Origin of the sequence: Actinokineospora enzanensis DSM 44649, assembly GCF_000374445.1 — a bacterium.
Lineage (GTDB): Bacteria > Actinomycetota > Actinomycetes > Mycobacteriales > Pseudonocardiaceae > Actinokineospora > Actinokineospora enzanensis.
In genome coordinates this window covers 63,172-88,107 of the sequence record NZ_KB894435.1, presented here as the reverse complement: position 1 = coordinate 88,107, position 24,936 = coordinate 63,172, and the positions used below count along the sequence as shown (strand labels likewise).

General features: G+C 72.8%; 25 protein-coding genes and 2 rRNA genes. 22 read left to right on the top strand and 5 right to left on the bottom strand.

All coding sequences use genetic code 11. The annotated features are described in order from the left end of the window. Both C503_RS0129915 and rrf read left to right on the top strand, forming a co-directional pair. Window positions 1–101: ribosomal RNA gene (locus tag C503_RS0129915) — 23S ribosomal RNA — on the top strand; the annotation flags it as partial. A gap of 75 nt (window positions 102–176) precedes the next feature. Continuing rightward, window positions 177–293: ribosomal RNA gene (gene rrf, locus C503_RS0129910) — 5S ribosomal RNA — on the top strand. Window positions 294–1,304: 1,011 nt separating this feature from the next. Here rrf and C503_RS0129905 read toward each other — a convergent pair. Beyond that, on the bottom strand, window positions 1,305–2,588 hold the full coding sequence (locus C503_RS0129905; protein WP_018685908.1) for a hypothetical protein: 1,284 nt from the start codon (window positions 2,586–2,588) through the stop codon (window positions 1,305–1,307). Window positions 2,589–2,663: 75 nt separating this feature from the next. Here C503_RS0129905 and C503_RS0129900 point away from each other — a divergent pair, with 75 nt between their 5' ends. The 20 genes from C503_RS0129900 (at window position 2,664) to C503_RS0129805 (ending at window position 20,970) form a co-directional block, all read left to right on the top strand. Continuing rightward, a complete protein-coding gene (locus C503_RS0129900; protein ID WP_156893615.1) occupies window positions 2,664–3,557 on the top strand; it encodes a tetratricopeptide repeat protein in 894 nt (297 codons plus the stop codon). Window positions 3,558–3,716: 159 nt separating this feature from the next. Continuing rightward, a complete protein-coding gene (locus C503_RS0129895; RefSeq protein WP_018685906.1) occupies window positions 3,717–4,706 on the top strand; it encodes an HAD-IIA family hydrolase in 990 nt (329 codons plus the stop codon). A gap of 42 nt (window positions 4,707–4,748) precedes the next feature. Beyond that, window positions 4,749–4,925 carry a hypothetical protein gene (locus C503_RS47005; RefSeq protein WP_018685905.1) on the top strand — a complete coding sequence of 59 codons (177 nt, stop codon included), beginning with the start codon at window positions 4,749–4,751 and terminating at the stop codon, window positions 4,923–4,925. 4 nt (window positions 4,926–4,929) lie between these two features. After that, complete coding sequence (locus C503_RS0129885; RefSeq protein WP_018685904.1) at window positions 4,930–5,736, top strand: TlyA family RNA methyltransferase; 807 nt, start codon at window positions 4,930–4,932, stop codon at window positions 5,734–5,736. Beyond that, window positions 5,733–6,623 (top strand): NAD kinase, encoded by an 891-nt coding sequence (locus C503_RS0129880; RefSeq protein ID WP_018685903.1) that lies wholly within the window; start codon window positions 5,733–5,735, stop codon window positions 6,621–6,623. Before C503_RS0129885 ends, C503_RS0129880 begins: the two co-directional genes overlap by 4 nt. A gap of 43 nt (window positions 6,624–6,666) precedes the next feature. After that, window positions 6,667–8,472 (top strand): DNA repair protein RecN, encoded by a 1,806-nt coding sequence (gene recN / locus C503_RS0129875; protein WP_156893614.1) that lies wholly within the window; start codon window positions 6,667–6,669, stop codon window positions 8,470–8,472. Window positions 8,473–8,609: 137 nt separating this feature from the next. Then, window positions 8,610–9,794, top strand: coding sequence for a putative cytokinetic ring protein SteA (steA, locus tag C503_RS0129870; protein ID WP_018685901.1), 1,185 nt, complete (start codon window positions 8,610–8,612; stop codon window positions 9,792–9,794). Next, on the top strand, window positions 9,791–10,732 hold the full coding sequence (locus tag C503_RS0129865; protein ID WP_018685900.1) for a copper transporter: 942 nt from the start codon (window positions 9,791–9,793) through the stop codon (window positions 10,730–10,732). The genes steA and C503_RS0129865 overlap by 4 nt, the downstream gene beginning before the upstream one ends. A gap of 176 nt (window positions 10,733–10,908) precedes the next feature. After that, the gene (locus C503_RS0129860) at window positions 10,909–11,598 is read left to right on the top strand and encodes a hypothetical protein (RefSeq protein ID WP_018685899.1); all 690 of its coding nucleotides are present in this window, start codon (window positions 10,909–10,911) and stop codon (window positions 11,596–11,598) included. Between the two features lie 157 nt (window positions 11,599–11,755). Continuing rightward, entirely contained in the window at window positions 11,756–13,453 is a 1,698-nt protein-coding gene (locus tag C503_RS0129855; RefSeq protein ID WP_018685898.1) for a CTP synthase, read from the top strand. After that, complete coding sequence (locus C503_RS0129850) at window positions 13,450–14,067, top strand: NUDIX domain-containing protein (RefSeq protein ID WP_018685897.1); 618 nt, start codon at window positions 13,450–13,452, stop codon at window positions 14,065–14,067. Before C503_RS0129855 ends, C503_RS0129850 begins: the two co-directional genes overlap by 4 nt. 106 nt (window positions 14,068–14,173) lie before the next feature. Continuing rightward, a complete protein-coding gene (xerD, locus tag C503_RS0129845; protein ID WP_018685896.1) occupies window positions 14,174–15,100 on the top strand; it encodes a site-specific tyrosine recombinase XerD in 927 nt (308 codons plus the stop codon). A gap of 69 nt (window positions 15,101–15,169) precedes the next feature. After that, window positions 15,170–15,484, top strand: coding sequence for an ArsR/SmtB family transcription factor (locus C503_RS0129840; RefSeq protein WP_018685895.1), 315 nt, complete (start codon window positions 15,170–15,172; stop codon window positions 15,482–15,484). Window positions 15,485–15,574: 90 nt separating this feature from the next. Next, window positions 15,575–16,492, top strand: coding sequence for a ParA family protein (locus C503_RS0129835; protein ID WP_018685894.1), 918 nt, complete (start codon window positions 15,575–15,577; stop codon window positions 16,490–16,492). Beyond that, entirely contained in the window at window positions 16,426–16,743 is a 318-nt protein-coding gene (locus C503_RS41355) for a hypothetical protein (RefSeq protein WP_051114968.1), read from the top strand. The genes C503_RS0129835 and C503_RS41355 overlap by 67 nt, the downstream gene beginning before the upstream one ends. Continuing rightward, the gene (locus C503_RS0129825) at window positions 16,740–17,570 is read left to right on the top strand and encodes a segregation and condensation protein A (protein WP_018685892.1); all 831 of its coding nucleotides are present in this window, start codon (window positions 16,740–16,742) and stop codon (window positions 17,568–17,570) included. The genes C503_RS41355 and C503_RS0129825 overlap by 4 nt, the downstream gene beginning before the upstream one ends. 109 nt (window positions 17,571–17,679) lie before the next feature. Continuing rightward, entirely contained in the window at window positions 17,680–18,612 is a 933-nt protein-coding gene (gene scpB, locus C503_RS0129820; RefSeq protein WP_018685891.1) for an SMC-Scp complex subunit ScpB, read from the top strand. Then, window positions 18,602–19,339 carry a pseudouridine synthase gene (locus C503_RS0129815; protein WP_033401189.1) on the top strand — a complete coding sequence of 246 codons (738 nt, stop codon included), beginning with the start codon at window positions 18,602–18,604 and terminating at the stop codon, window positions 19,337–19,339. Before scpB ends, C503_RS0129815 begins: the two co-directional genes overlap by 11 nt. A gap of 15 nt (window positions 19,340–19,354) precedes the next feature. After that, the gene (locus C503_RS0129810; protein ID WP_018685889.1) at window positions 19,355–19,786 is read left to right on the top strand and encodes a hypothetical protein; all 432 of its coding nucleotides are present in this window, start codon (window positions 19,355–19,357) and stop codon (window positions 19,784–19,786) included. Window positions 19,787–19,812: 26 nt separating this feature from the next. Further along, on the top strand, window positions 19,813–20,970 hold the full coding sequence (locus C503_RS0129805) for a DUF1015 family protein (protein WP_018685888.1): 1,158 nt from the start codon (window positions 19,813–19,815) through the stop codon (window positions 20,968–20,970). A gap of 466 nt (window positions 20,971–21,436) precedes the next feature. Here the strand turns inward: C503_RS0129805 and C503_RS0129800 are convergent, their stop codons facing one another. From C503_RS0129800 to C503_RS0129785, 4 genes are read right to left on the bottom strand one after another with little or no spacing between them, the layout of a single operon-like run. Then, on the bottom strand, window positions 21,437–22,609 hold the full coding sequence (locus C503_RS0129800; protein ID WP_018685887.1) for a cation:proton antiporter: 1,173 nt from the start codon (window positions 22,607–22,609) through the stop codon (window positions 21,437–21,439). Window positions 22,610–22,628: 19 nt separating this feature from the next. Next, window positions 22,629–23,102 (bottom strand): cation:proton antiporter regulatory subunit, encoded by a 474-nt coding sequence (locus C503_RS0129795; RefSeq protein ID WP_026316830.1) that lies wholly within the window; start codon window positions 23,100–23,102, stop codon window positions 22,629–22,631. A gap of 58 nt (window positions 23,103–23,160) precedes the next feature. After that, window positions 23,161–23,721: a DUF4240 domain-containing protein gene (locus C503_RS0129790; protein WP_018685885.1), complete on the bottom strand. Its 561-nt coding sequence runs from the start codon at window positions 23,719–23,721 to the stop codon at window positions 23,161–23,163. A 30-nt stretch (window positions 23,722–23,751) separates the two neighbouring features. Then, a complete protein-coding gene (locus tag C503_RS0129785; RefSeq protein WP_018685884.1) occupies window positions 23,752–24,849 on the bottom strand; it encodes an acyl-CoA dehydrogenase family protein in 1,098 nt (365 codons plus the stop codon). Window positions 24,850–24,936: the final 87 nt, after the last annotated feature.

The following is a 24,936-nucleotide window of genomic DNA, read 5'->3' as shown; positions in this document are numbered from 1 at the left end:
GGTTAAGGCCCCCAGCTAGACCACTGGGTTGATAGGCCGGAGATGGAAGCCTTGTAAGGGGTGGAGTCGACCGGTACTAATAGGCCGAGGGCTTACAACAAACATGCTACGCATCCACTGTACGGTATCTGAGACACCGACCACGATCTGATGGTGGTTGGATTGTTTCATAGTGTTACGGCGGTCATAGCGGTGGGGAAACGCCCGGTCCCATCCCGAACCCGGAAGCTAAGCCCACCAGCGCCGATGGTACTGCACTCGTGAGGGTGTGGGAGAGTAGGACGCCGCCGGACTTTACATTCCCGAAAGGGCCTGTGGTGGGGCACGTACAACGTGCCCCAGACCACAGGCCCTTTCGGTGTCGGTAGTGTATGTCGCGGGTATCCCCGCACGCGGGAGGATCAACAGTGTCGGAGTTCGGGCGACGCGGCGGCACTGACCGCGGCGACAACGAGAGCGGCGGTCGCCGTCGCGACGGCGACCAGGACCGCGGCCACCGCGGCCAGGGCCGCGACACCCCCCGCGCCAACTCTTCGGACCGCGGCTACCGCCCCTCCCCGGACCGGGGTGGCTACCGAGCAGGCTCCGACCGCGACGGTTCCCGTTCCGGCTACCGCCCCCGCGACACCGGCGACCGCTCCCGCGATGACCGAGGCTCCCGCTCCGGCGGCTTCCGCTCGGACTCGAATCGCTCGGACTCCGATCGCGGTGGCTCCCGGTCGAGCTCCACCGGCGGCTACCGGTCCTCCGATCGTGGCGGCTCCGGCTCAGGTTCGTCCGGCGGTTACCGTTCCGGCTCCGACCGCGGTGGTTCCCGCTCGGGCTCGTCCGGCTATCGCTCTGATTCCGACCGCGGCGGTTCGCGCTCGGGCTCGTCCGGTGGGTTCCGTTCCGACTCCGACCGCGGTGGTTCGCGCTCGGGTTCGACCGGCGGCAACCGGGGTGGCTCCCGCTCGGATTCCGCGGGCGGCTACCGCTCCGATTCCGGCGGCTACCGCTCGAACTCGAACCGCTCGGACTCCGATCGCGGCGGCTTCCGCTCGCGCGACGACCGCCCGCGCGGCAAGTCCGACCGCGGCGGCGACTTCCGCGCGAACTCCGGCGGTTACAAGTCGGACTCCGACCGTGGCGGCTACCGTTCCGGCTCGACTCAGGGTCGCCGTGACGACCGCTCGGACTCGGGCCGCGGTGGCTTCCGCGACGATCGAGGAGACCGCGGCAGCTTCAGATCGGGCGGCGACTCCCGTACCCGCGACGACCGCGGCGGCTTCCGCGGGAACCGCGACGCTTCCGATCGCTCCGGGTCACGTGAAGGCCGCGGCGACTTCCGTTCTCGTGGTGACTCCGATCGCGGCAGCTTCCGTCCCCGTGACGATCGCGGCTCCGACCGCGGCGGTTTCCGCCCTCGTGACGACCGCCCCCGTGGCGATTCGGACCGCGGTGGCTTCCGCCCGCGCGATGACCGAGGCCCGCGCGGCGATTCCGATCGCGGCGGTTTCCGTCCTCGTGACGACCGTGGCCCGCGTGACTCCGGTGGCTTCCGTCCTCGTGACGACCGCCCCCGTGGCGATTCGGACCGCGGCGGTTTCCGCCCGCGCGACGATCGCGGCTCCGATCGCGGTGGTTTCCGGCCTCGCGATGACCGCTCGCGCGACGATCGCGGCGGTTTCCGTCCCCGTGACGACCGTGGCTCGCGTGACTCCGACCGAGGTGGCTTCCGCCCGCGTGACGGAGGTGGCTTCCGCTCGCGTGACGACCGCCCCCGTGGCGGCTTCCAATCCCGCGACGACCGTGGCTCCGACCGCTCGCGCGACGACCGCACTCGTGGTGGCTCCGACCGCGGCGGTTTTCGTCCCCGTGACGATCGCCCCGGTGGCGGCTCGGACCGTGGCGGTTTCCGCTCGCGTGACGGCGGCGAGCGCGGATCGTGGTCCCGCGACGCCGATCAGCAGGACGGCAAGGCCGACGCTCGGACTGACGCCCAGGCGGACGAGTTCCAGGTCGAGGACTTCCTGGCCGAGGGCAAGCAGGCCCGGTCCGAGGAAACCGCTTCCCGACCCGACGCTTCCGACCTGACCCGCTCCGCGAACTTCACCGAGGTCACCGCCACCGACCGCCGGACCACCCGCGACGACGACGCCCGTGACGGCGACGACCTTGCGCGCGACGGCCGGTCCGACCGTGGCGGCGACGCACACGGCAGGCCCGACGCCGATGACCGCGATGACGCCGACGACCGGGATGACCGGGACGGCGATGACCTCCGCCGTGGTGGTCAGGCCGAGCGCGATGGCACCGACCGTGGCGTCCGTGGGACCGATGCCCGGGACCGCGATGACCGCGACCGCGATGACCGCGACCGCGATGACCGCGACCGCGATGACCGCGACCGCGATGACCGCGACCGCGATGACCGCGACGGTGATGACGCCGGGCGCGGTGGCCGTGAACGCGGCGGGTCCGGCGGTCGGGATCGCGATGGTGACGACATCCGGTCCGGCGGCCGGGATGACCGGTACCGCCGGGACGAGCGCGGTGGCCGCGAGCGTGGTGCGGATGGCCGTGGCCGGGATGAGCGCCCCAGCCACCGGGACGAGCGTGACGACGCCGGGCGTGGTGACCGTGATCGGGATGACCGCGGCTTCCGGCGCGACGACCGCGAGGTGTCTCCCGTCGAGGGCGGCGGTCCGCGTGTGCCCGAGGGCGCCGACTACTCCGCGCTGGATGTCGAGGCGCGGGCCGGGTTGCGGAGCCTGCCCAAGTCGCTGGCCGAGCTGGTCGGCAAGCACCTGGTGGCGGCGGGCATGCTGATCGACGAGGAGCCCGAGCTGGCGCTGGCGCACGCGAGGTACGCCCGGGAGCGGGCGTCGCGGGTGGCCGTGGTGCGGGAGGCTGCCGGGCTGACCGCGTACCACGCGGGCGAGTGGTCCGAGGCGTTGTCCGAGCTGCGGGCCGTGCGCCGGATGAGCGGCGGCAACGCCCACATCGCCGTCATGGCCGACTGCGAGCGCGCCCTGGGCCGCCCGGAGCGCGCCCTCGAACTGGCCAAGGAAGCGGGCCGCGACCTGCCCACGGACGTCGCCGTCGAGCTGCGCATCGTCGCCGCGGGCGCCCGGCGCGACATGGGTCAGCTGGAGGCCGCCGTCGTCGGCCTCCAGGGCCCCGACCTGGACCCGAAGCGCCGCGACCCATGGAGCGCCCGCCTCTTCTACGCCTACGCCGACAACCTCGCCGCCGCGGGCCGCACCGAGGAATCCATCCAGTGGTTCCTGCACGCCGCCCAGGCCGACGACGACGAAGAGACCGACGCCGCCGAACGAGCCTTCGACCTCGGCGCCGACGAGTCCGAGGTCGCCGCCGCCCTCCCCGGCGAAACCCTGGAAATCGAGGACGCCCCGGCAGACGACGACTACTCCACTGTGGACACTCAAGCCGAGTCCACCGTGGAACCGTCGCCGAACTCCCCGGCAGAACCGGATTCCGCCGACACTCCGTCCACTGTCGAATCGCAGACCGAAGCGTCCACACCGGACGCAACCGATCGCCCCGATGCCTGACCGACTGCCCGGAGCCCGTACCGCCTTGCTGTCCCACCACGACAGCAAGGCGCCCCACGGCCTCCGGGCAGTCACCGTTCGGCCACTCAAGCCCGACACCACCACACCCCGGCGAGCCGTGCGCGGCGGGAGCCCCGGCAGACTCGATTGGACGGTGTGATGGCCGACCGCCTACTGGATGCCTACGACGCGCTGCTGTTCGACCTCGACGGCACCATCTACCGCGGCGGCCAGGTCATCCCCTCCGCCGTCGACGCCGTCCAAGCGGCCCGCGACAACCACACCACCATCCGCTTCGTCACCAACAACGCTTCCCGTTCCCCCAAGGAAGTGGCCACCCACCTCACGAACCTGGGCATCCACACGGACCCGGAGGAGGTCAGCACCAGCGCCCAAGCGGGCGCCGCGGTCCTGGCCGACAAGCTGCCCAAGGACACCGAGGTACTCGTCCTGGGCACCGCCGCCCTGGCCGCCGAGGTCACCGCCGTCGGCCTCACCCCGGTGCGCCGGACCGGCCCCGACACCAAGGCCGTCGTCCAGGGCCTCTCGCAGACCCTCGACTGGGCCGATCTCGCCGAAGCCGCGATCGCCATCCGCGCGGGCGCGTTCTGGGTCGCCTGCAACGTCGACCGGACCCTCCCCACCGAGCGCGGTCTCCTGCCGGGCAACGGTTCCCTCGTCCACGCCCTCAGGGTCGCCACCGACCACGAGCCCGTCGTGGCGGGGAAGCCCGCGATCCCGCTCATGGCCGAGTCCGTCAAGGCCGCGCACGCGCGCAAGCCCCTGGTCGTCGGCGACCGCCTGGACACCGACATCGAGGGTGCCGTCGCCGCCGGGATCGACTCGCTGCTCGTGCTCACCGGCGTCTCCACCGCCGCCGACCTGATCGACGCGGGCGAGCACGAGCGCCCCACCTACGTCGCCGCCGACGCGGGTGCCGTCACCCGGCCCGCGGCCGAGCTGGAGTTCGGGCCCAAGCCGGGCTGGGACCTCAGGGTCGACGGCGACCGGGTCGCGGTGCGCGGTGCAGGCGACCCGCTGGACCTGCTGCGTGCCCTGTGCGCCGTATGCTGGGCTGCCCCCGCCCGGCTCACCGTCACCGGGGAGCACGCCGCCCTGGGGGAGCTCGGACTCACCGGCTCGCGGTGAGCCCGCGCGGGCGCGCCGATCGGATAGCGTGGAGGAGTGCAGGTGGAGTTCACCCCCGTCCCCGGTCCGCCCCGGGAGCCCGCCCGGGACGAGGCGATCGCCGCGGCGGTCGCGGGTCTCGACGGGCTCGACGAGGTGCCGGTGGCCGAGCACGTGGCGCGGTTCGACGAGGTGCACGTGGCCCTGACGGCCGCGCTGGCCACCATCGACAAGGTCTGACGCGGTGCCCAGGAGGGCGCGGCTGGACGCCGAACTGGTCCGGCGGGGCCTGGCCCGGTCGCGTGAGCACGCCAGTGAGCTGATCGCGGACGGGCGGGTCACCGTGCGCGGCACCGTCGCCACCAAGCCCGCCACCGGGGTCGAGACCGACGCGCCGGTGGTGGTCCGGGAGCTGGTCGACGACCCGAACTGGGCCTCGCGCGGCGCGCACAAGGTCATCGGCGCGCTGGACGCGTTCGACGTCCCGGTCGACGGCAGGCGCTGCCTGGACGCGGGGGCCTCGACCGGCGGGTTCACCGACGTGCTGCTGCGGCGTGGCGCCCGGCAGGTGGTGGCCGCCGACGTCGGCCGCGGCCAGCTGGTGTGGCGGCTGCAGAACGATGAGCGCGTGGTCGTGCTGGACAAGACCAACGTCCGGTCGCTGACCCGCGAGGACATCGGCGGTCCCGTCGACCTCGTGGTGGCCGACCTGTCGTTCATCTCGCTGCGTCTCGTGCTGCCCGCGCTGGCTGCCTGCGCCGGTCGGGACGCCGACCTGCTGCCCATGGTCAAGCCGCAGTTCGAGGTCGGCAAGGAGCGGCTCGGCGCGGGCGGCGTGGTGCGCGACCCGGCGTTGCGGGTCGAGGTCGTCGCCCGGGTGCTCAAGGCCGCGGGCGAGCTGGGCCTGCGCGCGCACGGCGTGGTGGCCAGCCCGCTGCCCGGCCCCGCAGGCAACGTCGAGTACTTCGCCTGGCTGCGGCGGGGCGAACCCCTGCCGGACGACGAGGTGACGGCACTGGTGGAGTCCGCCGTGGAGGAGGGGCCGCGATGACCGCACCCAGGGAGATCCTGCTGGTCGTGCACACCGGCCGGGGCGCCAACCGGCGCGTCGCGGAGAAGGTGGCGAGCTGGTTCGCGGCCGCGGGCGTGCGGCTGCGGGTCCTTGAGGACGAGGCCCCGGACCTCGACCCGTCCTGCTACCGGCGGGTCGTGCCGCTGGGCCCGGACGCGGCGGCGGGCACGGAGCTGGTGTTCGTGCTCGGCGGCGACGGCACGCTGCTGCGCGCGGCCGAGCTGGCGCACCCGGTGGGAGTGCCGGTGCTGGGCGTCAACCTGGGCCGGGTCGGGTTCCTCGCCGAGGCCGAGTCGGACGCGCTGGCCGAGGCGGTCGAGCTGGTCGTGGAGCAGGGCTACCTGGTCGAGGACCGGATGACCGTGGACGTCACCGCGACCCTGGACGGGCAGGTGCTGGCCGACACGTGGGCGCTCAACGAGGCCAGCGTGGAGAAGAGCACCCGGGAGCGGATCCTGGACGTGACCATCGACGTGGACGGCCACCCGGTGTCGTCCTTCGGCTGCGACGGCGTGCTCTGCGCCACACCCACCGGGTCGACCGCGTACGCGTTCTCCGCGGGCGGGCCGATCGTGTGGCCGGACGTGCAGGCGCTGTTGGTGGTGCCGAGCAACGCGCACGCCATGTTCTCCCGGCCGCTGGTGGTGTCGCCGCGCTCGGTGGTGAGCGTGACGATCGACCCCGACGGCCAGCCCGGGGTCCTGTGCTGCGACGGCAGGCGCACCTACGAGACCCCGCCCGGCACGCACGTGGAGGTGCGCGGCGGCAGGCTGCCGCTGCGGCTGGCCCGGTTGCGTGACGATCCGTTCACCGACCGTCTTGTCGACAAGTTCGCGCTACCCGTGCACGGCTGGCGGTCGCGGTGATCCGGTGGGCGGGCGCTGACCGCTGTCGGCACCAGACGCTAGGGTGCGCCCTGTGCTAGCCGAGATGCGCATCCAGGACCTCGGCGTCATCGACGAGGCCACGTTGGAGCTCCACCGCGGCTTCACGGTGGTGACCGGGGAGACCGGTGCGGGCAAGACGATGGTCGTCACCGGGCTGCACCTGCTGTCCGGCGGCAGGGGCGAGGCGTCGCGGGTCCGCAGTGGCAAGACCAAGGCCGTGGTCGAGGGCCGGTTCGAGGGGCTGGACGGCTCCCCGGCCGCCCGGGTCGCCACCGAGGCCGGGGCCGAGCCGGAGGACGACGGGACGCTGATCGCGCTGCGCAGCGTCAGCACCGACGGCCGCTCCCGCGCGCACGTCGGCGGCCGCTCGGTGCCGGTGGGCGTGCTGTCCGACCTGGCCGAGCAGCTGATCGCGGTGCACGGGCAGAACGACCAGCTGCGGCTGATGCGCCCGGCGGAGCAGCGCGGCGTGCTCGACCGGTTCGCAGGCGCCGACGTGTCGGACGTGCTGGGCGAGTACCGGCAGGTCCGCGAGGAGTGGCTGGCGGTCGCGCACGAGCTGGCCGACCGCACCCGGCGGTCGAGGGAGCTGGCGCGCGAGGCGGAGATCCTGCGGCTGGGGCTGGAGGAGATCACCGCCGTCGACCCGCAGCCGGGCGAGGACACCGAGCTGGTCGACCAGGCCCGCAGGCTCGCCGACGCCGACCAGCTGCGCGAGGCCGCGACCGGCGCGGGCTACGCGGTGTCCGGCTCGCCGGACGGCGACCCGGACGCGCCCGGCGCGCTCGGCCTGATCGGCGAGGCACAGCGTCGGCTGGCGGCGTCCGAGGACGCGCGGCTGCGTGACCTCGAACCCCGGCTGGCCGAGGCCGCGGTGCTGCTGACGGACGTGGGCGCCGAGCTCACCGGCTATCTCGACGCGTTGGACGCCGACCCGGCCGCGCTGGAGCGGGTGCTGGCCCGCCAGGCCGAGCTGAAGTCGTTGACCCGCAAGTACGCGGCGGACGTGGACGGCGTACTGGCCTGGGCGCGCGACGCGGTCGACAAGCTCTCCGGGCTGGACACCTCCGAGGAGGCGCTCGGCGAGCTGGCCGCGCGCAAGTCCGCGCTGGCGGTCCGGCTCGCCGAGCTGGCCGCCCGGCTGAACACGGCGCGCGTGGAGGCGGCGGAGGACCTGGCGAAGGCGGTCACGGACGAGCTGGGCGGGCTGGCCATGGGGCAGTCCAGCGTGCAGATCTCGGTCCGCCCGCGGCAGGCCGAGCCCGACGACCCGTACGCGCTGGAGGTCGGCGGGCAGACCCTGCACGCCGGCCCGGACGGCGTGGACGACGTGGAGCTGCTGCTGGTCGCGCACGACGGGGCGCAGCCGCTGCCGGTGCACAAGGGCGCGTCCGGCGGTGAGCTGTCCCGGGTCATGCTGGCCATCGAGGTCGTGCTTGCCCACTCCGACCCGGTACCCACACTGGTGTTCGACGAGGTCGACGCGGGTGTCGGCGGCCGCGCGGCGGTGGAGATCGGGCGCCGACTCGCCCGGTTGGCGCGCAGCCACCAGGTGATCGTGGTGACCCACCTGGCGCAGGTGGCGGCGTTCGCGGACCGGCACCTGATCGTCGACAAGGGCATGCAGGGCGGCGTGACGCGCTCGGATGTCCGTGCGCTCAGCGATGAACAACGGGTGATCGAGCTCGCGCGCATGCTGGCGGGCATGGAATCGACGGAGACCGGCCGCGCCCACGCGGAGGAACTCCTGTCGTTGGCCGACGGCGAGAAGCACGACTGGGAACTGAGCGGCCGCCCCCGTCCGCGACGCAAGAAGCGGGGCCGCTGACCACAGCTTGATCTACACCGGTCGACGCACCGTGCTGCACTGTGCTCGGTCGGGTGAATCCTGGCCGCACTGGTCTGTTTGGACCAGTGCGGCGTGGCGAACGGACTAACCGCAGTGGTTTTGTCACCATCGGTGACATGAAGCTGCCCGGATTGCTCAGCCGCGCCCACCCACCGCAGCCCGGGGTCACCGGTATCGCCCGGGTCGACCGGCGGACCGGGGATCTGCTGCGCAGGCTCTCGCCCGGTGACATCGTCGTGCTCGACCAGCTCGATCTGGACCGCGCGACCGCCGACGCGCTGTTGCGGGCGGAGGTCGTCGGGGTGGTCAACGCGTCGCCGTCGATCTCGGGGCGGTTTCCGAACCTGGGGCCGGAGATCCTGGTGGACAACGGGATCCCGCTGATCGACGGGGTGGGGGCCGAGGCGCTGCGGGTGATCAAGGAGGGCAGCAGGCTGCGGCTGCACGAGGGCGGCGTGTACGCGGGCGACCGCGAGGTCGCCCGGGGGACCCGGCAGACGCCGGAGTCGGTGGCGGACCAGATGATCGAGGCAAAGGCGGGGATGTCCGCGCAGCTGGAGGCGTTCTCCGCCAACACCATCGAGTTCCTGCGCCGGGAGCGCACCATGATCCTCGACGGGCTGGGCGTGCCGGAGCTGCCGGTGCCGATGCGCGGCAGGCAGGTGCTGGTGGTCGCGCCGGGCAACGGGCACGCCGACGACCTGCGGGCGCTGCGGCGGTACATCGGCGAGCACCGGCCGGTGATCATCGGGGTGGAGACGGCGGCGGACACGCTGCGGCTGGCCGGGCACCGGCCGGATGTGATCGTCGGCGACCCGGACGGGATCTCCACCGAGACCCTGCGCGGCGGCGCGCAGCTCGTGCTGCCCGCGCACGGCGAGGCCCGCACGCCGGGCCTGTCGCGCGTGCAGGACCTGGGGATCCACGCGGTCCCGTTCGTCTCCTCCGGCAACTCCGAGGACCTGGCGCTGCTGCTGGCCGACACGCACGAGGCGAGCCTGGTGGTGACCGTCGGCTTCCAGGCCACGCTGCGCGAGTTCCTCGACCGCGGCCGCTCCGGCTCCAACCCGTCCACGTTCCTGACCCGGCTGCGGCTGGGCAGCAGGCTGGTGGACGGCAAGGCGGTGGCGACCCTGCACCGCAGCCGGGTGTCCGCGCTGGCGGTGACGCTGCTGGTCGCGGCGGCCGTGCTGGCGATCGTGGCGGCGGTGGCGGTGTCCGGCGTGGGCGCCGCCTACGGCGACTGGGTCACCGGTGTCGTGCGCTCCTGCTTGTCCTGGCTGAGGGGGCTGTTCGCGTGATCTCGCTGCGCTACCACATCATCACCGTCGCCGCGGTGTTCCTGGCGCTGGCCGTGGGCGTCGTGCTCGGGTCCACCACGCTGAGCCGGTCGCTGCTGTCCGGCCTCAACGACGAGAACACCGACCTCGGCCGCCAGGTCACCGAGCTGCAGGACGAGCGGACCGCGCTGGATGCCCGGCTGGACGCGGCGAACGCGTTCACCGGGGCGGTGGCGCCCGCGACCGTGCGCGGCGTGCTGGACAAGCGGACCGTCGTGCTGGTCACCACCGCCGACGCGCGCCCGGCCGACCGGGACGCGGTCCGGGCGCTGGTGGAGGCGGCGGGCGGCTCGGTCACCGGCGAGCTGCAGCTGACCGACGCGTTCGTCGACCCGTCCCGGGGCGACCAGCTCAAGGACATCGTGACCCGGCTGCTGCCCGCGGGCGTGCAGCTGCCCACCGTGTCCGACCCGGGCACGCTGGCAGGCGGGCTGCTCGGGCCGCTGCTGTTGATCAGCAAGGAGGACAACAAGCCGCAGGCCTCGCCGGAGGAGACGGCCGCCGCGCTGACCGGGCTGTCCGACGGCGGGTTCGTCAAGGCGGCGCCCGACCTGAAGCCCGCGCAGCTGGCCGTGGTGCTCACCGGCGGCGCCGCGACCGGACGCGGGGCGGGCGACCGGGCGGCGACCGTGGCCCGGTTCGCCGCCCAGGTGGACCGCTCCGGCGCGGGTACGGTGCTGGCGGGCGGCGCGGGCTCGGCGGACGGCACCGGCGCGGTGGGCGTGGTCCGCGCGGACACCGCCGCCACCTCGGTATTGTCCACTGTGGACGACGTGGACCTGCCTGCCGGTCGGGTGGCCGCGGTGCTGGCGCTGGCCGAGCAGGTGGACGGCAAGTCCGGGCAGTACGGGGCGGCGGGCAGCGCGCAGGCACCCGCGCCCGGCCCGCCGACGGGGTGAGCGGGCCGCCCGCACGGGTGACGTCGTCGCGGGTTGTCAGCGGGTCCGTCCACTAACGAGGGAAAGCGCCTCCCGGTCGGGTAAGGCCGGTCGTCGGGTAGTCATTTTCGGACGTGTCGAACCGATGTCGCCCGTGGCGGAAGTCCGTTTCCGCCTGGGAGGCAAGGGAGTTGGCCATGGGGCACAGCATCACCAGGATCAGCAGGGCCAGACTCGGCGTCGGCGCGCTCGCGGTGGTCGCCACCGCGGTGGCCGCGCTGGTCGTCGGCACCGCGCCCGCCTCGGCGCGGGCGTCGGTCGCCGGGGCCGCGTTCAACGGCTCCGCGTCGTACACCAAGGCGGGCGTGCAGGTCACCGTGGCGCCGCTCGCGCCGTGCTCGGTGGCCGGGCCGATCTCGGCCACCACCCCGGGGATCTCGGTCAACGGGGCCAAGTTCGGCAGCGGCTCGTCCAGCTGCACCACCACCGTGGTCGACCCGAACACCAGCACCACCCAGACGAAGTCCCACTCGGAGAACAGCCAGTTCGAGCTGTCCGCGCTGGTGCTGCTCGGCGGTGACCGGGTGCGCATCAACAACTACAAGGTCGACTGCGTCGCCGACGAGGACGGCACCACCGCGTCCTGGTCCATCGCCAGCACCTCCGGCCTCGGCACGTTGCCCCGGCCGGTGCCGCAGAACTACGTGCGCGAGCTGGACAACCTGATCGGCACCCCGCTCGCCACGATCACCTTCAACGAGATCAGCTTCCCCGGCGGCGAGGACGGCAGCATCGCGCTGACCCTGGCCCACGTCCGCTTCCTGCCCGCCTCCGGCATGTCGGGCGAGATCCTGGTCGGCAACACCGCCTGCGCGCCGACGCCCTGACGTCCGCACACCGGGCCCGGGGCCCCGCCGTGCCGCGCGCGACACGGCGGGGCCCCGCTGCGCCGGGGGTGGCGGGCGGCTGGTGTTAGCATGGAACCCCGTGGACCGGCGGTGTTTCCGCCGCCGACAGCGCGAATCGACCACGGGAGCCTCGTTGGTGCAGCACGCTCGGACGACCAAGCACGTCTTCGTCACCGGAGGCGTCGCCTCCTCCCTGGGCAAGGGGCTCACCGCCTCCAGCCTCGGCCAGTTGCTCACCTCCCGCGGCCTGCGGGTGACGATGCAGAAGCTCGACCCGTACCTCAACGTCGACCCGGGCACGATGAACCCGTTCCAGCACGGCGAGGTGTTCGTCACCGAGGACGGCGCCGAGACCGACCTGGACATCGGCCACTACGAGCGGTTCCTGGACCGCGAGCTGTCCGGCACGGCGAACGTGACCACCGGTCAGGTCTACTCGGCGGTCATCGCCAAGGAGCGCCGCGGCGAGTACCTGGGCGACACCGTGCAGGTCATCCCGCACATCACCGACGAGATCAAGGCCAGGATCCGGGCCATGGCCGAGCCGGACGGCACCGGCCGGGCACCGGACGTGGTGATCACCGAGGTCGGCGGCACGGTCGGCGACATCGAGTCGCTGCCGTTCCTGGAGGCCTGCCGCCAGGTCCGGCACGACGTCGGCCGGGACAACGTGTTCTTCCTGCACGTCTCGCTGGTCCCGTACCTGGCGCCGTCCGGCGAGCTGAAGACCAAGCCGACCCAGCACTCGGTGGCCGCGCTGCGCAACATCGGCATCCAGCCGGACGCCATCGTCTGCCGCGCCGACCGGGAGATCCCGGAGACGCTCAAGCGCAAGATCGCCCTGATGTGCGATGTGGACACCGAGGCCGTGGTCGCCGCCCCGGACGCCCCGTCCATCTACGACATCCCGCGGGTGCTGCACGGCGAGGGCCTGGACGCGTACGTGGTCCGCCGCCTCGGCCTGCCGTTCCGGGACGTGGACTGGAAGGTGTGGGGCAACCTGCTCGACCGGGTGCACAACCCGAAGGAGCGGGTCCGGGTCGCCCTGGTCGGCAAGTACGTCGACCTCCCGGACGCCTACCTGTCGGTCACCGAGGCGCTGCGCGCGGGCGGCTTCGCCCACCAGGCCAAGGTCGAGGTCGTCTGGGTGCCCTCCGACGACTGCGAGACCCCGGCGGGTGCCGCGGCCGCGCTGTCCGGCGTGGACGGTGTGCTGATCCCGGGCGGGTTCGGCGTGCGCGGCATCGAGGGCAAGATCGGCGCCATCACCCACGCGCGGGTCAACCGGATCCCGACCTTGGGCCTCTGCCTCGGCCTGCAGTGCATGGTGATCGAGACGGCGCGCAACCTGGCGGGCCTGGCCGACGCCAACTCGGCGGAGTTCGAGGGCGGCACCACGGCCGCGGTCATCAGCACCATGGCCGACCAGGAGGACGTCGTCGCGGGCGAACGCGACATGGGCGGCACGATGCGCCTTGGCTCCTACCCGGCGGTGCTGGCGAGCGGCTCGGTCGTCGCCTCGGTCTACGGCGAGCGCGAGGTGACCGAACGCCACCGCCACCGCTACGAGGTCAACAACGCCTTCCGCGACCGGCTGACCGCGGCGGGCGTGCGCTTCTCCGGCACCTCGCCGGACGGCCGTCTCGTGGAGTTCGTCGAACTGCCCGCCGAGACCCACCCGTTCTTCGTCGGCACCCAGGCCCATCCGGAGCTGAAGAGCCGCCCGACGCGCCCGCACCCGCTGTTCGCCGGGTTCATCCGCGCGGCCGTGGCCTATGTGCGCGCGGAGCGGCTGCCGGTGGAGCTGGACGAGCCGGTGGCGGTGGAGGCGTGAGCGGGCGGCACGAGTTCGACCTGGTGTCGTCGCGCGACATCCACGTCGGCCGGATCCTGGCCCTGCGGCTCGACCAGGTCCGGATGCCCGGGGGCGAGGTGGCCGCCCGCGAGGTCGTCGAGCACCTCGGGGCCGTCGCCGTCGTGGCGCTGGACGAGTCCGGGTCGGTGGTGTTGATCCACCAGTACCGGCATCCGGTGGGGGAGCGGTTGTGGGAGCTGCCCGCCGGGTTGATCGACCACGCGGGCGAGGACCCGGTGGCGGCTGCCCGGCGGGAGCTGGCCGAGGAGGTCGGGCTGGCCGCCGGGGAATGGTCGGTGCTGGTGGATCTGGCCGTGTCGCCCGGGTTCACCGACGAGGCCGTGCGGGTCTACCTGGCCCGGGGGCTGACCGAGGTCGAGCGGGTGCAGATGGGGGAGGAGGAGGCGGACCTGGTGATCGACCGGGTGCCGCTGTCCCGGGCGTTGGGGATGGTGCTGGGCGGGGAGATCGTGAACGCGGCGGCGGTGGCGGGGATTCTCGCCGCGTACGCGGTGGGGCAGGGGGAATCGGCGCGACCGGCGGACGCGCCATGGCCGGGACTGCCGACGGCGTTCTCCGGCCGAGGCGAATAACCGGCGAGGCGAACAACTCCGGGGCCCGACAGGTGACTCCGGCGGGGCTGGAGATCCGTCGCGCTGTTGGTGGTCGGGTGTCGGGGCAGGTCGCTAGGCTGCCGCCATGACGGGGTCGGATGTCGGCGGGGCGGTGCGCACCTACCTCGACCACCTCGCCGTGGAACGGGGAACCTCGCCCAACACCCTCGACGGCTACGCCAGGGACCTCCGCCGCTACCTCGACCACCTCGCCACCACCGCCACCACCCGGCTCCCCGAGATCACCGAACGGCACGTGGCCACCTTCCTCGCCGCACTCCGCGAGGGCGACCGGGACCACCCCCCGCTGGCCACCTCCTCGGCGGCCAGGGCGATGGTCGCCGTCCGTGGACTCCACCGCTTCGCCGTCCGCGAGGGGCTCGTGGAACACGACGTCGCCCGAGCGGTCAAACCCCCCACCCCGCCGAGGAAACTGCCCAAGGCCCTGCCCGTGGACGACGTCCTGGACCTGCTGGACACCCCGGTCGGCGACAGTCCGGGCGCGCTGCGCGACCGGGCGCTGCTGGAGGTCCTCTACTCCACCGGCGCCCGCATCTCCGAGGCCGTCGGTCTGGACCTCGACGACATCGACACCGTCGAGCGCACCGTCCTGCTCGACGGCAAGGGCGGCAAGCAGCGGCTCGTGCCGATCGGCCGTCCCGCGCTCGCCGCCGTGGACGCCTATCTCGTCCGGGCGCGGCCCGCGCTCGCGGCCAACGGGCGGGGCACGCCCGCGGTGTTCCTCAACGTGCGGGGCGGCAGGCTGTCGAGACAGAGCGCGTGGAACGTGCTGAAGGTGGCGGCCGAGCAGGCCGGGATCCGGGTTCCCGTGTCACCGCACACATTGCGGCACTCGTTCGCCACGCATCTGTTGGAGGGGGGCGCGGATGTGCGGGTGGTGCAGGAGCTGCTGGGGCACGCGTCGGTGACGACGACGCAGATCTACACGCTGGTCACGGTGACCACGCTGCGGGAGGTCTACGCCACCGCGCACCCGAGGGCGATCCGATAGCCGAACAATACTGCCGAGTCAACTGAATTAGCCTCGGCTGTCCCCTACGCTGACCGCCGGAGGTGCGCGATGGGTGAGGTGGACGAACCGGAGACCGGGCGGCTGGTGCTGGCGGAGGTGCTGCACGCCCTCAGCGACCCGACCCGGCTGGCGGTGGTCACGCAGCTCTCCGACGCCGGGGAGATGTCCTGCGGGAACCTGGCCGTGACGGTCGCCAAGTCGACGCTGTCGCAGCACCTGCGGGTGCTGCGGGAGGCCGGGGTCACGCACACCCGCCGGGACGGCAACCAGCGGTGGCTGTCGCTGCGCCGGGTCGACCTTGACCGGCGCTTCCCCGGCCTCCTCGACTCCGTGCTGGGCGCGCTGGTGCGAATAGACAGCTAGGCCGTTCGCGGCGCGCCGCGTTGGGCGCCACGCCGGGACCCGCTTACGCTGCGCCTGACAGGATCGCAGGCGACAAGGAGCCAGATCGCCATGTCGACACTTCCGCACGGGGGTGCGGTGGAGCTGAGCATCGCGCCGCGCGCCGCCGCCGACGACGACGAGGCGCCGGAGGAGGTCGGCGGGCAGGGCCCCACCGGTCGGCCCAAGCGGCACATCCCCGAGCCCGCGCTGCTGGAGCACCACGGCCCGGCCAGGGTGCTGGCCATGTGCAACCAGAAGGGCGGCGTCGGGAAGACCACGTCGACGATAAACCTGGGTGCCGCGCTGACCGAGTTCGGCCGCCGGGTGCTGCTGGTCGACTTCGACCCGCAGGGCGCGCTGTCGGTCGGCCTGGGCATCCCCGCCCACCAGCTCGACCGCACCATCTACAACGTGCTCATCGAGCGGTCCGTGGGCATCCAGGACGTGGTGATCCGCACCTGCGTGGAGAACATGGACCTGCTGCCCAGCAACATCGACCTGTCCGCGGCCGAGGTGCAGCTGGTCTCCGAGGTCGGCCGCGAGCACTCGCTGCTGCGCACCATCCGCCCCGTCCTCGACGAGTACGACTACATCCTGGTCGACTGCCAGCCCTCGCTCGGCCTGCTCACGGTGAACGCCCTGGCCGCCGCCGACGGCGTGCTGATCCCGCTGGAGTGCGAGTTCTTCAGCCTGCGCGGGGTGGCGCTGCTGATCGACACCATCGACAAGGTGCGCGACCGGCTCAACCCCAAGCTGGAGATCACCGGCATCCTGGCCACCATGTTCGACCCGCGCACCCTGCACTCCCGCGAGGTGATGGCCCGCGTCGTGGAGGCGTTCAAGGACACCGTGTTCGACACCGTCATCAACCGCACCGTCCGCTTCCCGGAGACCACGGTGGCCGGGGAGCCCATCACCACCTGGGCGCCGCGCTCGGCGGGGGCCAAGGCCTACCGCCAGCTCGCCCGCGAGGTGATCGCCCGGTGACCCGGTTGTTCGACCCGGTGCCGCAGGGCACGCCCCGGCAGAAGCACACCTCGAAGATCACCGTCTACGTCTCCGACGAGGAGCTGCTGGCCCTGGAACAGGCCCGGCTCACCCTGCGCGCGGGCTTCGGCATCGCCGTCGACCGCGGCCGCGTGGTGCGCGAGGCCGTCGCCATGGTGCTGGCCGACCTCGCCGAGCACGGCGCCGACTCGGTCCTGGTGCGCAGGCTGCGCCCGGACGGGCCGCAGTGACCGCGGTGGCCGAGTCGTCGTCGGAGGAACTGCGCGGGAGTGGCTTCACGGTTCGGTTGGCCAACTTCGAGGGCCCGTTCGACTTACTGCTGCAGCTGATCTCCCAGCACCAGATGGACGTCACCGAGGTCGCCCTGCACCAGGTGACCGACGACTTCATCGCGCACATCAAGTCCCTGGGCGACGACTGGAGCCTGGACGAGACCACCGAGTTCCTGGTCGTCGCGGCGACCCTGCTCGACCTGAAGGCGGCCCGGCTGCTGCCCGCGGGCGACGTCGAGGACGAGGACGACCTTGCCCTGCTGGAGGCGCGCGACCTGCTGTTCGCGCGGCTGCTGCAGTACCGGGCGTACAAGCAGGTCGCGGCCCTGTTCGGCGAGCTGGAGGCGGGCGCGCTGCGCCGCTACCCGCGGTCGGTGGCACTGGAGGAGCGCTACCAGCAGCTGCTGCCGGAGGTCATGCTCGGTGTCGACCCGGCCCGGTTCGCGCAGATCGCGGCGGCGGTGTTCCGGCCCAAACCGCCGCCGATGGTGTCGATCGACCACCTGCACATGGGCCGGGTGTCGGTCCGCGAGACGGCGGCGCTGCTGCGGGTGAAACTGGCCGAGATGGGCAGGGCCAGCTTCGGCGACCTGGTCGCCGACTGCGAGCACACGATCGAGATCGTCGCCCGGTTCCTGGCCCTGCTGGAGCTCTACCGGGAGGCGACCGTGCTGTTCGAACAGGCCGACCCGCTCGGCGAGCTGCACGTGGAGTGGACCGGCGGCTCGGTCGCCGACGCCGCCGCGACGACCCCGGTGGCCGACGCCGACGCCGACTACGGCTGACCCGCCGCGAACAGCGCAAACGACCCTGTGGACAGCCGGTTTGGCGGGCGCGGGCGACTCTGCGAACCTGTGCGGGCACACCACCGACGGACCTGGGACGGATCTTGCCATGAACGCTGAGGACGAGGACGCGGCGGGGAGCGCACCCTCGCCCCCCGACCCCGCCGAGTCGGCCGCTGTCGAGTCCGACGCCCCGGAACCCGGCGTGGCCGGGTCGGGTGCGGTGGCGGAGGCCGTCGTCGCCGAGGTCGTCGATGTCGAGTCGCGGGTCGCCGAGTTCGGTGTCGCCGAGTCCGGTGTCGCCGAGTCCGATGCCGTCGAGCCGGTCGCGTCGGAGTCCGGCGCGACCGAGGCGGATGCCCGGGAGCCGGGCGTGGGTGAGCCCGATGGGGGAGAGGCCGCGGAACCGGTCGCCGAGGGGGCGGGCGATGGTGCTGGGCAGGTGGGGGAGGACGAGGCCGGGGACCTGGTGGCGGCGGGGTCGTCGTTCCCCGATCTGACCGAGGACGTCGATCTCGACTCGGCGCTGGAGGCGTTGCTGCTGGTCGTGGACTCCCCGGCCGAGGAGGAGGTGCTCGCGGTCGCCGTCGAGCAGGAGGTCCGGCGGGTGCGCGAGGCGCTCAGGCGGATCTCCGCCCGCTACACCGAGCTGGGCAGCGGCATCGACCTGCGCCGGGTAGGCGAGGGCTGGCGGTTCTACACCCGTGACCGCTACGCCCCCGTGGTGGAGAAGCTGTTGCTCGACGGGCAGCGCGCCAAGCTGACCCGGGCCGCTTTGGAGACCCTGGCCGTCATCGCCTACCGTCAACCGGTCACCCGTTCACGGGTGGCGGCGGTGCGCGGGGTCAACGTCGACGGCGTGATCCGCACCCTGGTGGTGCGCGGCCTGATCGAGGAGACCGGTACCGACCCCGAGACCGGTGGGATCCTGTACCGGACGACCGAGTTGTTCCTGGAGCGGTTGGGGCTGGCCTCGCTGGAGGACCTGCCGCCGATCGCCCCGCTGTTGCCAGAAGTGGATGCGATTGACGATGTCAAGTAGCCCGGAGGGCGTCCGGCTGCAGAAGGTGCTCTCCACCGCGGGAGTCGCCTCGCGGCGGGCCGCCGAGGATCTGATCGACCAGGGCCGGGTGACCGTCGACGGCGAGGTCGTGCGCGAGCAGGGCAGACGCGTCGACCCGGACAGCGTGGTCATCCACGTGGACGGCGTGCGCGTGGTGGTCCGCGAGGACCGCGTGTACCTGGCGCTGAACAAGCCCGCCGGGGTGCACTCGACCATGGAGGACGACCGGGGCCGCCCGTGCGTGGGCGACTACGTGCGCGGCCGGGGCGACCGGCTCTACCACGTCGGTCGGCTCGACGCCGAGACCGAGGGCCTGCTGCTGTTCACCAACGACGGCGACCTGGCGCACCGGCTGATGCACCCGTCGTACCAGGTGCTCAAGACCTACCTGGCCGAGGTGTCCGGCCCGGTCGCCCGGGACGTGGGCAAGCGGTTGCGTGACGGCGTCACCCTGGAGGACGGCCCGGCCCGCGTCGACCGGTTCCGCATGGTCGACTCGTACGCGGGCAAGGCGCTGGTGGAGGTCGTGCTGCACGAGGGCCGCAAGCACATCGTCCGGCGGATGCTGGAGGAGGTCGGCCACCCGGTGCTCAAGCTGGTGCGCACGCAGATCGGCGAGGTGCGGCTGGGCAACCAGCGGCCGGGGTCGATGCGCGCGCTCAACCGCACCGAGGTCGGCACCCTGTACGCGGCCGTCGGCCTGTAGCGCGTGGTGCGGTGAGTGGCTGTGCGGTGGTGGGCGGTGCGGTGGCTGGTGGTCGCCGCGCTGCTCGCGGGGTGCTCGACGTCCGAACGGTTCACGCTGGGTGACCCGCCGCGCGGTGTGGATTTGCCCGAAGTGGCCGCCGTGTCCGATCTGACCTTCCCGGTGGACGCCGAGTTGCTGTCCGGTCGGTACTCGCGCTTCCAGGAGTGGCACCTTTCCGCGCGCGTGCGGGTGCGGTCGTTGTCCGACTTCCTGTCCGGCAACGGTTTGCCGGAGCCCGCGCCCGTGCAGGGCTCGTTCCGCAACCCGGCCAGCGACGCCGATCCCGACTGGCACCCGGACGCGGCCACCGCGGTCACCCCGGCCGATACGGACGTGCACCGACAGCTGCGGTTCGTCCCGGACGGTGCGTCCACTGTCGTGTATGTGCTAGTCGCCGACGTCTGATCATCGGTGCGGGCAGTATTGCGGTCATGACCGAGTGGGTTCGTCCGATCAAACGGGGCTGGGTGGTCCGCGGCGAGGTCCCCGGACCCGATGTGGACGAGTTCGCCGACGCCTACCGGGTGACCACCGCGCTGGCCCGGCCGGGCGCCGCCGACGGGACGCTGCTGGCCGTGCAGCACCCGCACCGCACCCCGGCCGCGCTGGCCGCGGGCCTCGACCTGCTGGACGCGCTGCCCGCCGCCCGCCGCACCCTGCGCGCGCTGGAACGCTCGGCGTACCGGCCGGTCGCCGACGTGATCGCGCCCTACCGGGTGGACGGCCCGGACGGGTCGGCGACCGGCATCCTGTGCATGGTCGACCCGGTCGCGGTCGGCGCGGACGGACTGTCCTGGGTCCGGCACAGCGAACAGGTCTACCCGGAGGTGGTCGCCGAACGCGCAATGGTCCTCACCGGACTCGGCTGCGCCACCAGCGCCGCCCTGCTGATCCCGGTCGCCGACGGCGAAACCCTCACCGCCACGGTCGACCAGTCCATCGCCGCCGCCGGTGCCCCCGTGGTATCCACTGTGGACACAAGCGGTCGCAGGCACAGCGTCTGGCTGCTCGGCCCCGGCCCCATCCGCGACGCCGTGCTGTCCGTCGTGTCCGCCCGCCCGCTGCTGGTCGCCGACGGCAACCACCGCGTCGCGGCCGCCGCCGCGGCCGAGCTCGGCGGCCTGCTGGCCCTGGTCACCGCGGGCCCCGGCCTCCGCGTCGGCGCGTACCACCGGGTCCTCACCGGCACCGGCCACACCGCCGACACCCTGACCACCGCTTGGCGCGCGGCAGGCCTCGACGTCCGCGACACGGTCGTCGAGCACCCGGCACCCGGGACCGTCATCGCCCGGACCGCCACCCGCACCCTGCTCGTCCCTCTCCCGCACTCCACCACGATCGACCACGCCGTCGTCGAGACACTCCTGCTGCACCAGGCCCTCGGCCTCGACCCGGAAGGCCCACACGTCCGCCCCCTCCCCGAGGGTCGCGACCCGGGCCCGGCCGTCGACGCCATCCTCCGCCTCGCCCCCGTCCCCCTCCCCGACATCCTCACCGTCCACGCCGCGGGCGGCCGGATGCCCCGCAAGAGCACCTACTTCACCCCGAAACCCCGCAGCGGCCTACTCCTCGCCGACCTCGACCGCTGACCGCCCACAAACCCGAACCTACGACTCGGGACCCCACACCACGAGCCCGAAACCCGCCCTGTGGACGAAAACCCCCACCCACCGGAAACTGTGGACAACCCCACCCACGCCCCCGAACCCCAACCATGATCAACCCCGCGACAGCCCCGCAACATAGCCCCCTCCCACCCAGGGGGGCGGGCCCCACAACAACACCGTACCGCCCGGCAAACCCTGTCAATAGGCCGGAAATCGGCCTGTGGAAAGGAAAAGCTACTCGGCGGGAACTGTGGACAACTCCGTCCCGGGCCCGGACCGCCGACCATGATCGAATCGCCGAAGCCGCGCAACGCAGCCCCCTCCCACCCAGGGGGGCGGGCCCCACAACAACACCGTACCGCCCGCCAAGCCCTGTCAATAGGCCGGAAATCGGCCTGTGGACAGGAAAAGCTACCGACGAGAAACCTGTGGACAACCCGCCCAGGGATCAGGCGGCAGCCGCACGGCGGTTGAACAACCCCATCACCGGCTCCACCACCCGAGCCGCGATCGGCCCCAGCACCGCCATCAGCAGCACATAGGCCGTCGCCAACGCCGCCAGCTGCTCGTCTACCGCCCCCGCCGTCACCGCCAACCCGGCGATCACGATCGAGAACTCCCCACGCGCCACCAACGCGGCCCCCGCCCGAGCCCGCCCCATCCGCGCCATGCCCTGCCGCCCCGCCGCGAACCAGCCCGTGGCGATCTTCGTCAGCGTCGTGATGACCGCCAACGCCACCGCGTACCCGAGCACCGGCGGGATCGAGCGCGGGTCGGTGTTCAGCCCGAACACCACGAAGAACACCGCCGCGAACAGGTCCCGCAGCGGCTCCAGCAGCTTCGTCGCGTTCTCCGCCGTCGAACCCGAGATGGCGATCCCCAGCAGGAACGCCCCCACCGCCGCCGACACCTGCAGCTGCGACGCAGCCCCCGCCACCAGCAGGGCCGCGCCCAGCACTCGCAGCAGGAAGACCTCCGGCTCCGGGCTGTCGACCACCATCGACACGTACCGCCCGAAGCGCAGGGCCACCACCAGCACCACCGTCACCGCCACCAACGCCACGCCCACCGCGGTCAAACCGCCGAGCAGGGTCGCGCCCGCCAGCAGGCCGGTGAGGATCGGCAGGTAGACCGCCATCGCCAGGTCCTCGAACACCAGGATCGACAGGATCACCGGCGTCTCCCGGTTGCCCAGCCGTCCCAGGTCGCCCAGCACCTTCGCCACGATTCCCGAGGACGAGATGTAGGTGACACCCGCCATCGCCAGCGCGCCGACCGGACCCCAGCCCAGCCACAGCGCCACCGCCGCGCCCGGGACCGCGTTCAACACCAGGTCGACCAGGCCCGCCACCCAGGACCGGCGCAGCCCCGTGACCAGCTCGGCCGCCGAGTACTCCAGGCCGAGCAGCAGCAGGAGCAGCACCACGCCGATCTCGCCCGCGATGTCGGTGAACCCCTCGATGCCTTCTAACGGCACCAGCCCCCCGGCGCCGAAGGCCAGGCCGCCGAGCAGGTAGAGCGGGATCGGGGACACGCCGATGCGCCAGGCGAGCCTGCCGAGCAGGCCGAGGCCGAAGAAGACGGCGCCGAGTTCGATGAGGGAGATGCCGGTACCGTGCAAGAGCTGACGTCCTGTCGGGTCAACCCCGGTCGAGCACGTCGGCGGCCTGGGCCAGACCGTCCGGGGTGCCGACCGTGATGAGCAGGTCACCGCCGCCCAGGGTGAAGTCCGGGCGCGGAGAGGGGTGGACGGTCCCGGCGCGCACCACGGCCACCACGGACACCGCGGTGCGCGTGCGCAGCGCGGTGTCGCCCAGCGTGCGGCCGTCGTACGGGGACCCGGGGGACAGCGGGAGCTGCCGGGTGTGCACGCCGGCGGCCTCCTCGCGCAGCTGGGCGACCAGGTGGGGGGCGCCCAGTAAGTTCGCCAGCGCGGCCGACTCCTCCACCGTCAGCGCGATGGAGGCCACGCACGCGTCGGTGTCGTCCTGCTTGGACACGATCAGGTCGACATGCCCGTCCCGGTGCGAGACCACGCCAATACGCCTGCCCGACCGGGACAGGAAGTCCTGCCGGGTGCCGATCCCCGGCAGTGGTGTCACCTCGACGTTCACCACACCACGGTAACAAGTCCGGCGACCCGCGTGTTCCGCCGACCTGTACCGACGCGGGTCAGTCCGTCGGTCGGGGGAACAGCGCGGACAGGCGCGGCAGCCGGGTGCCCAGCTCGCCGCGGTCGGCCAGGTCCCACTGCTCGTCCGCGGGCGCGGACACGGTGGGTAAGCCCAGCTCCTCCAGCCCGCACTCCTTCCCGGTGACCTCCTGGTGGGCCTCGTACGCGGCGTAGTCGAGGCTCTCCCACTCCGGCCAGTCCTGGTCGGACCACTCGCGCATCGGCCGGACGGCCAGCTCCCGCACCCGCGGCACGTCGGCCAGCGCGTCCGGCTCGGCGATCACCCGGTCGTAGGTCTCCCGGCCGAGGGTGAGCAGCCACAGCTGGAACGACCAGAACGTCTCCGGCGTGCACCAGCCCTCGTGGATCAGCCGGGCCGCGCCCCACATGGTCCAGGTGTCGGCGCGTAACCGGACCGCGGACAGCCTGCTCGCGAAGTCCGTGATCTGGGCGACCGGCAGCCGGGTCAGCTCCTCGGTGAGCCACTCGGCGCGCTCGTCGCGGTCGCCCGGTTGCTCCAGGGTGCGGCCGAGCAGCTGCCAGAACGCCTCGTCGGTCATGGGGTGATCATGGCAGCAACCACCGACAGCTCAGGTGAACAATCCGCGCGCGATGATCTCCCGTTGGACCTCGGAGGCACCCTCGTAGATGCGTGGCGCGCGGACCTCCCGGTAGAGGTGCTCCAGCAGGTGCCCACGTTCCAGGGCGCGCGCGCCGTGCACCTGGATGGCCACGTCCACGGCGAGCTGCGCGGTCTCGGTGGCGAACAGCTTGGCCATCGCGGACAGCTGACCGGTTCCGCCGTCCTGCTCGTCGTAGGCGATGGCGGCGTCGTGCACGAGCAGACGGGCTGCCTGCAGCCGGGTGGCGACGTCGGCCAGTCGGTGGGACACGCCCTGGAACGTCGACAGCGTCCGCCCGAACGCCTGCCGCGTGGTGACGTGCGCGACGGCGGCGTCCAGCGCGGCCTGCGCCATGCCCACGGCGAACGCGCCCACACTCGGCCGGAACATGTCCAGCGTCCGCATGGCGACCGCCCAGCCGCCGTCGACCTCGCCCAGCACCTGGTCACGGCCGACACGCACGCCGTCGAAGCGGAGCATGCCGATGGGATGCGGGGAGATGAGGTCGACGTGCTCGCCGTGGAGGCCGTCGGCGTCGCCGGGGACGACGAACGCGGTGATCCCGCGCGCGCCCGCGTGCGGGGTGGTGCGGGCGAAGACGGAGTAGACGTCGGCCTCGGGGGCGTTGGAGATGTAGGACTTCTCGCCGGTGAGCAGGTAACCGTCACCGTCCTCGCGGGCCTGGAGGGCGAGGTGGGCGGCATCGGATCCGGCGTCCGGCTCGGTGAGCGCGAACGCGGCGGCGGCGGTGCCGTCGGCGATCTTGGACAGCCAGGGGTTGTGCGGCTGGGTGAGCAGGATCGGGTAGGCGCCCAGGCCCTGCAGGGCGAAGGCGGTCTCGGCCTCGGTGTGGTGGCGGGCGAGGGCCTCGCGGATGAGGCAGAGGTCGAGGGCCTTGGCGCCGTGCTCGTGCCGGAAGAGGTGCGGGAGCAGGCCGTGGTCGGCCAGCGCGCGCAGGAGCGGGCGGTTGATCCGGCCGGGGGTGTGCTGGTGCGTCCTCAGTGGACCTTGGGCGAGGGATTCGGTGTGGTCGAGCAGGTGCAGGCACTCCGGTGACAGTCTCATCCACGGGTTCCTTCCCGGTAGTGCCATCCATCCACAGGCGCGTCTCTCGCTCTTGACCCGATGTCGTGGGCGGGTTACGCACGGGCT

Bases quoted from the DNA above. Each gene is read 5' to 3' on its own strand.
- C503_RS0129840 (WP_018685895.1), top strand. From the start codon at position 15,170: ATGGGTGAGGTGGACGAACCGGAGACCGGGCGGCTGGTGCTGGCGGAG.
- C503_RS0129860 (WP_018685899.1), top strand. From the start codon at position 10,909: ATGGGGCACAGCATCACCAGGATCAGCAGGGCCAGACTCGGCGTCGGC.
- C503_RS0129790 (WP_018685885.1), bottom strand. From the start codon at position 23,721: ATGACCGACGAGGCGTTCTGGCAGCTGCTCGGCCGCACCCTGGAGCAA.
- xerD (WP_018685896.1), top strand. From the start codon at position 14,174: ATGACGGGGTCGGATGTCGGCGGGGCGGTGCGCACCTACCTCGACCAC.
- C503_RS0129895 (WP_018685906.1), top strand. From the start codon at position 3,717: ATGGCCGACCGCCTACTGGATGCCTACGACGCGCTGCTGTTCGACCTC.
- C503_RS0129805 (WP_018685888.1), top strand. From the start codon at position 19,813: ATGACCGAGTGGGTTCGTCCGATCAAACGGGGCTGGGTGGTCCGCGGC.
- C503_RS0129835 (WP_018685894.1), top strand. From the start codon at position 15,575: ATGTCGACACTTCCGCACGGGGGTGCGGTGGAGCTGAGCATCGCGCCG.
- C503_RS0129880 (WP_018685903.1), top strand. From the start codon at position 5,733: ATGACCGCACCCAGGGAGATCCTGCTGGTCGTGCACACCGGCCGGGGC.
- steA (WP_018685901.1), top strand. From the start codon at position 8,610: ATGAAGCTGCCCGGATTGCTCAGCCGCGCCCACCCACCGCAGCCCGGG.
- C503_RS0129815 (WP_033401189.1), top strand. From the start codon at position 18,602: ATGTCAAGTAGCCCGGAGGGCGTCCGGCTGCAGAAGGTGCTCTCCACC.
- C503_RS0129785 (WP_018685884.1), bottom strand. From the start codon at position 24,849: ATGAGACTGTCACCGGAGTGCCTGCACCTGCTCGACCACACCGAATCC.
- scpB (WP_018685891.1), top strand. From the start codon at position 17,680: ATGAACGCTGAGGACGAGGACGCGGCGGGGAGCGCACCCTCGCCCCCC.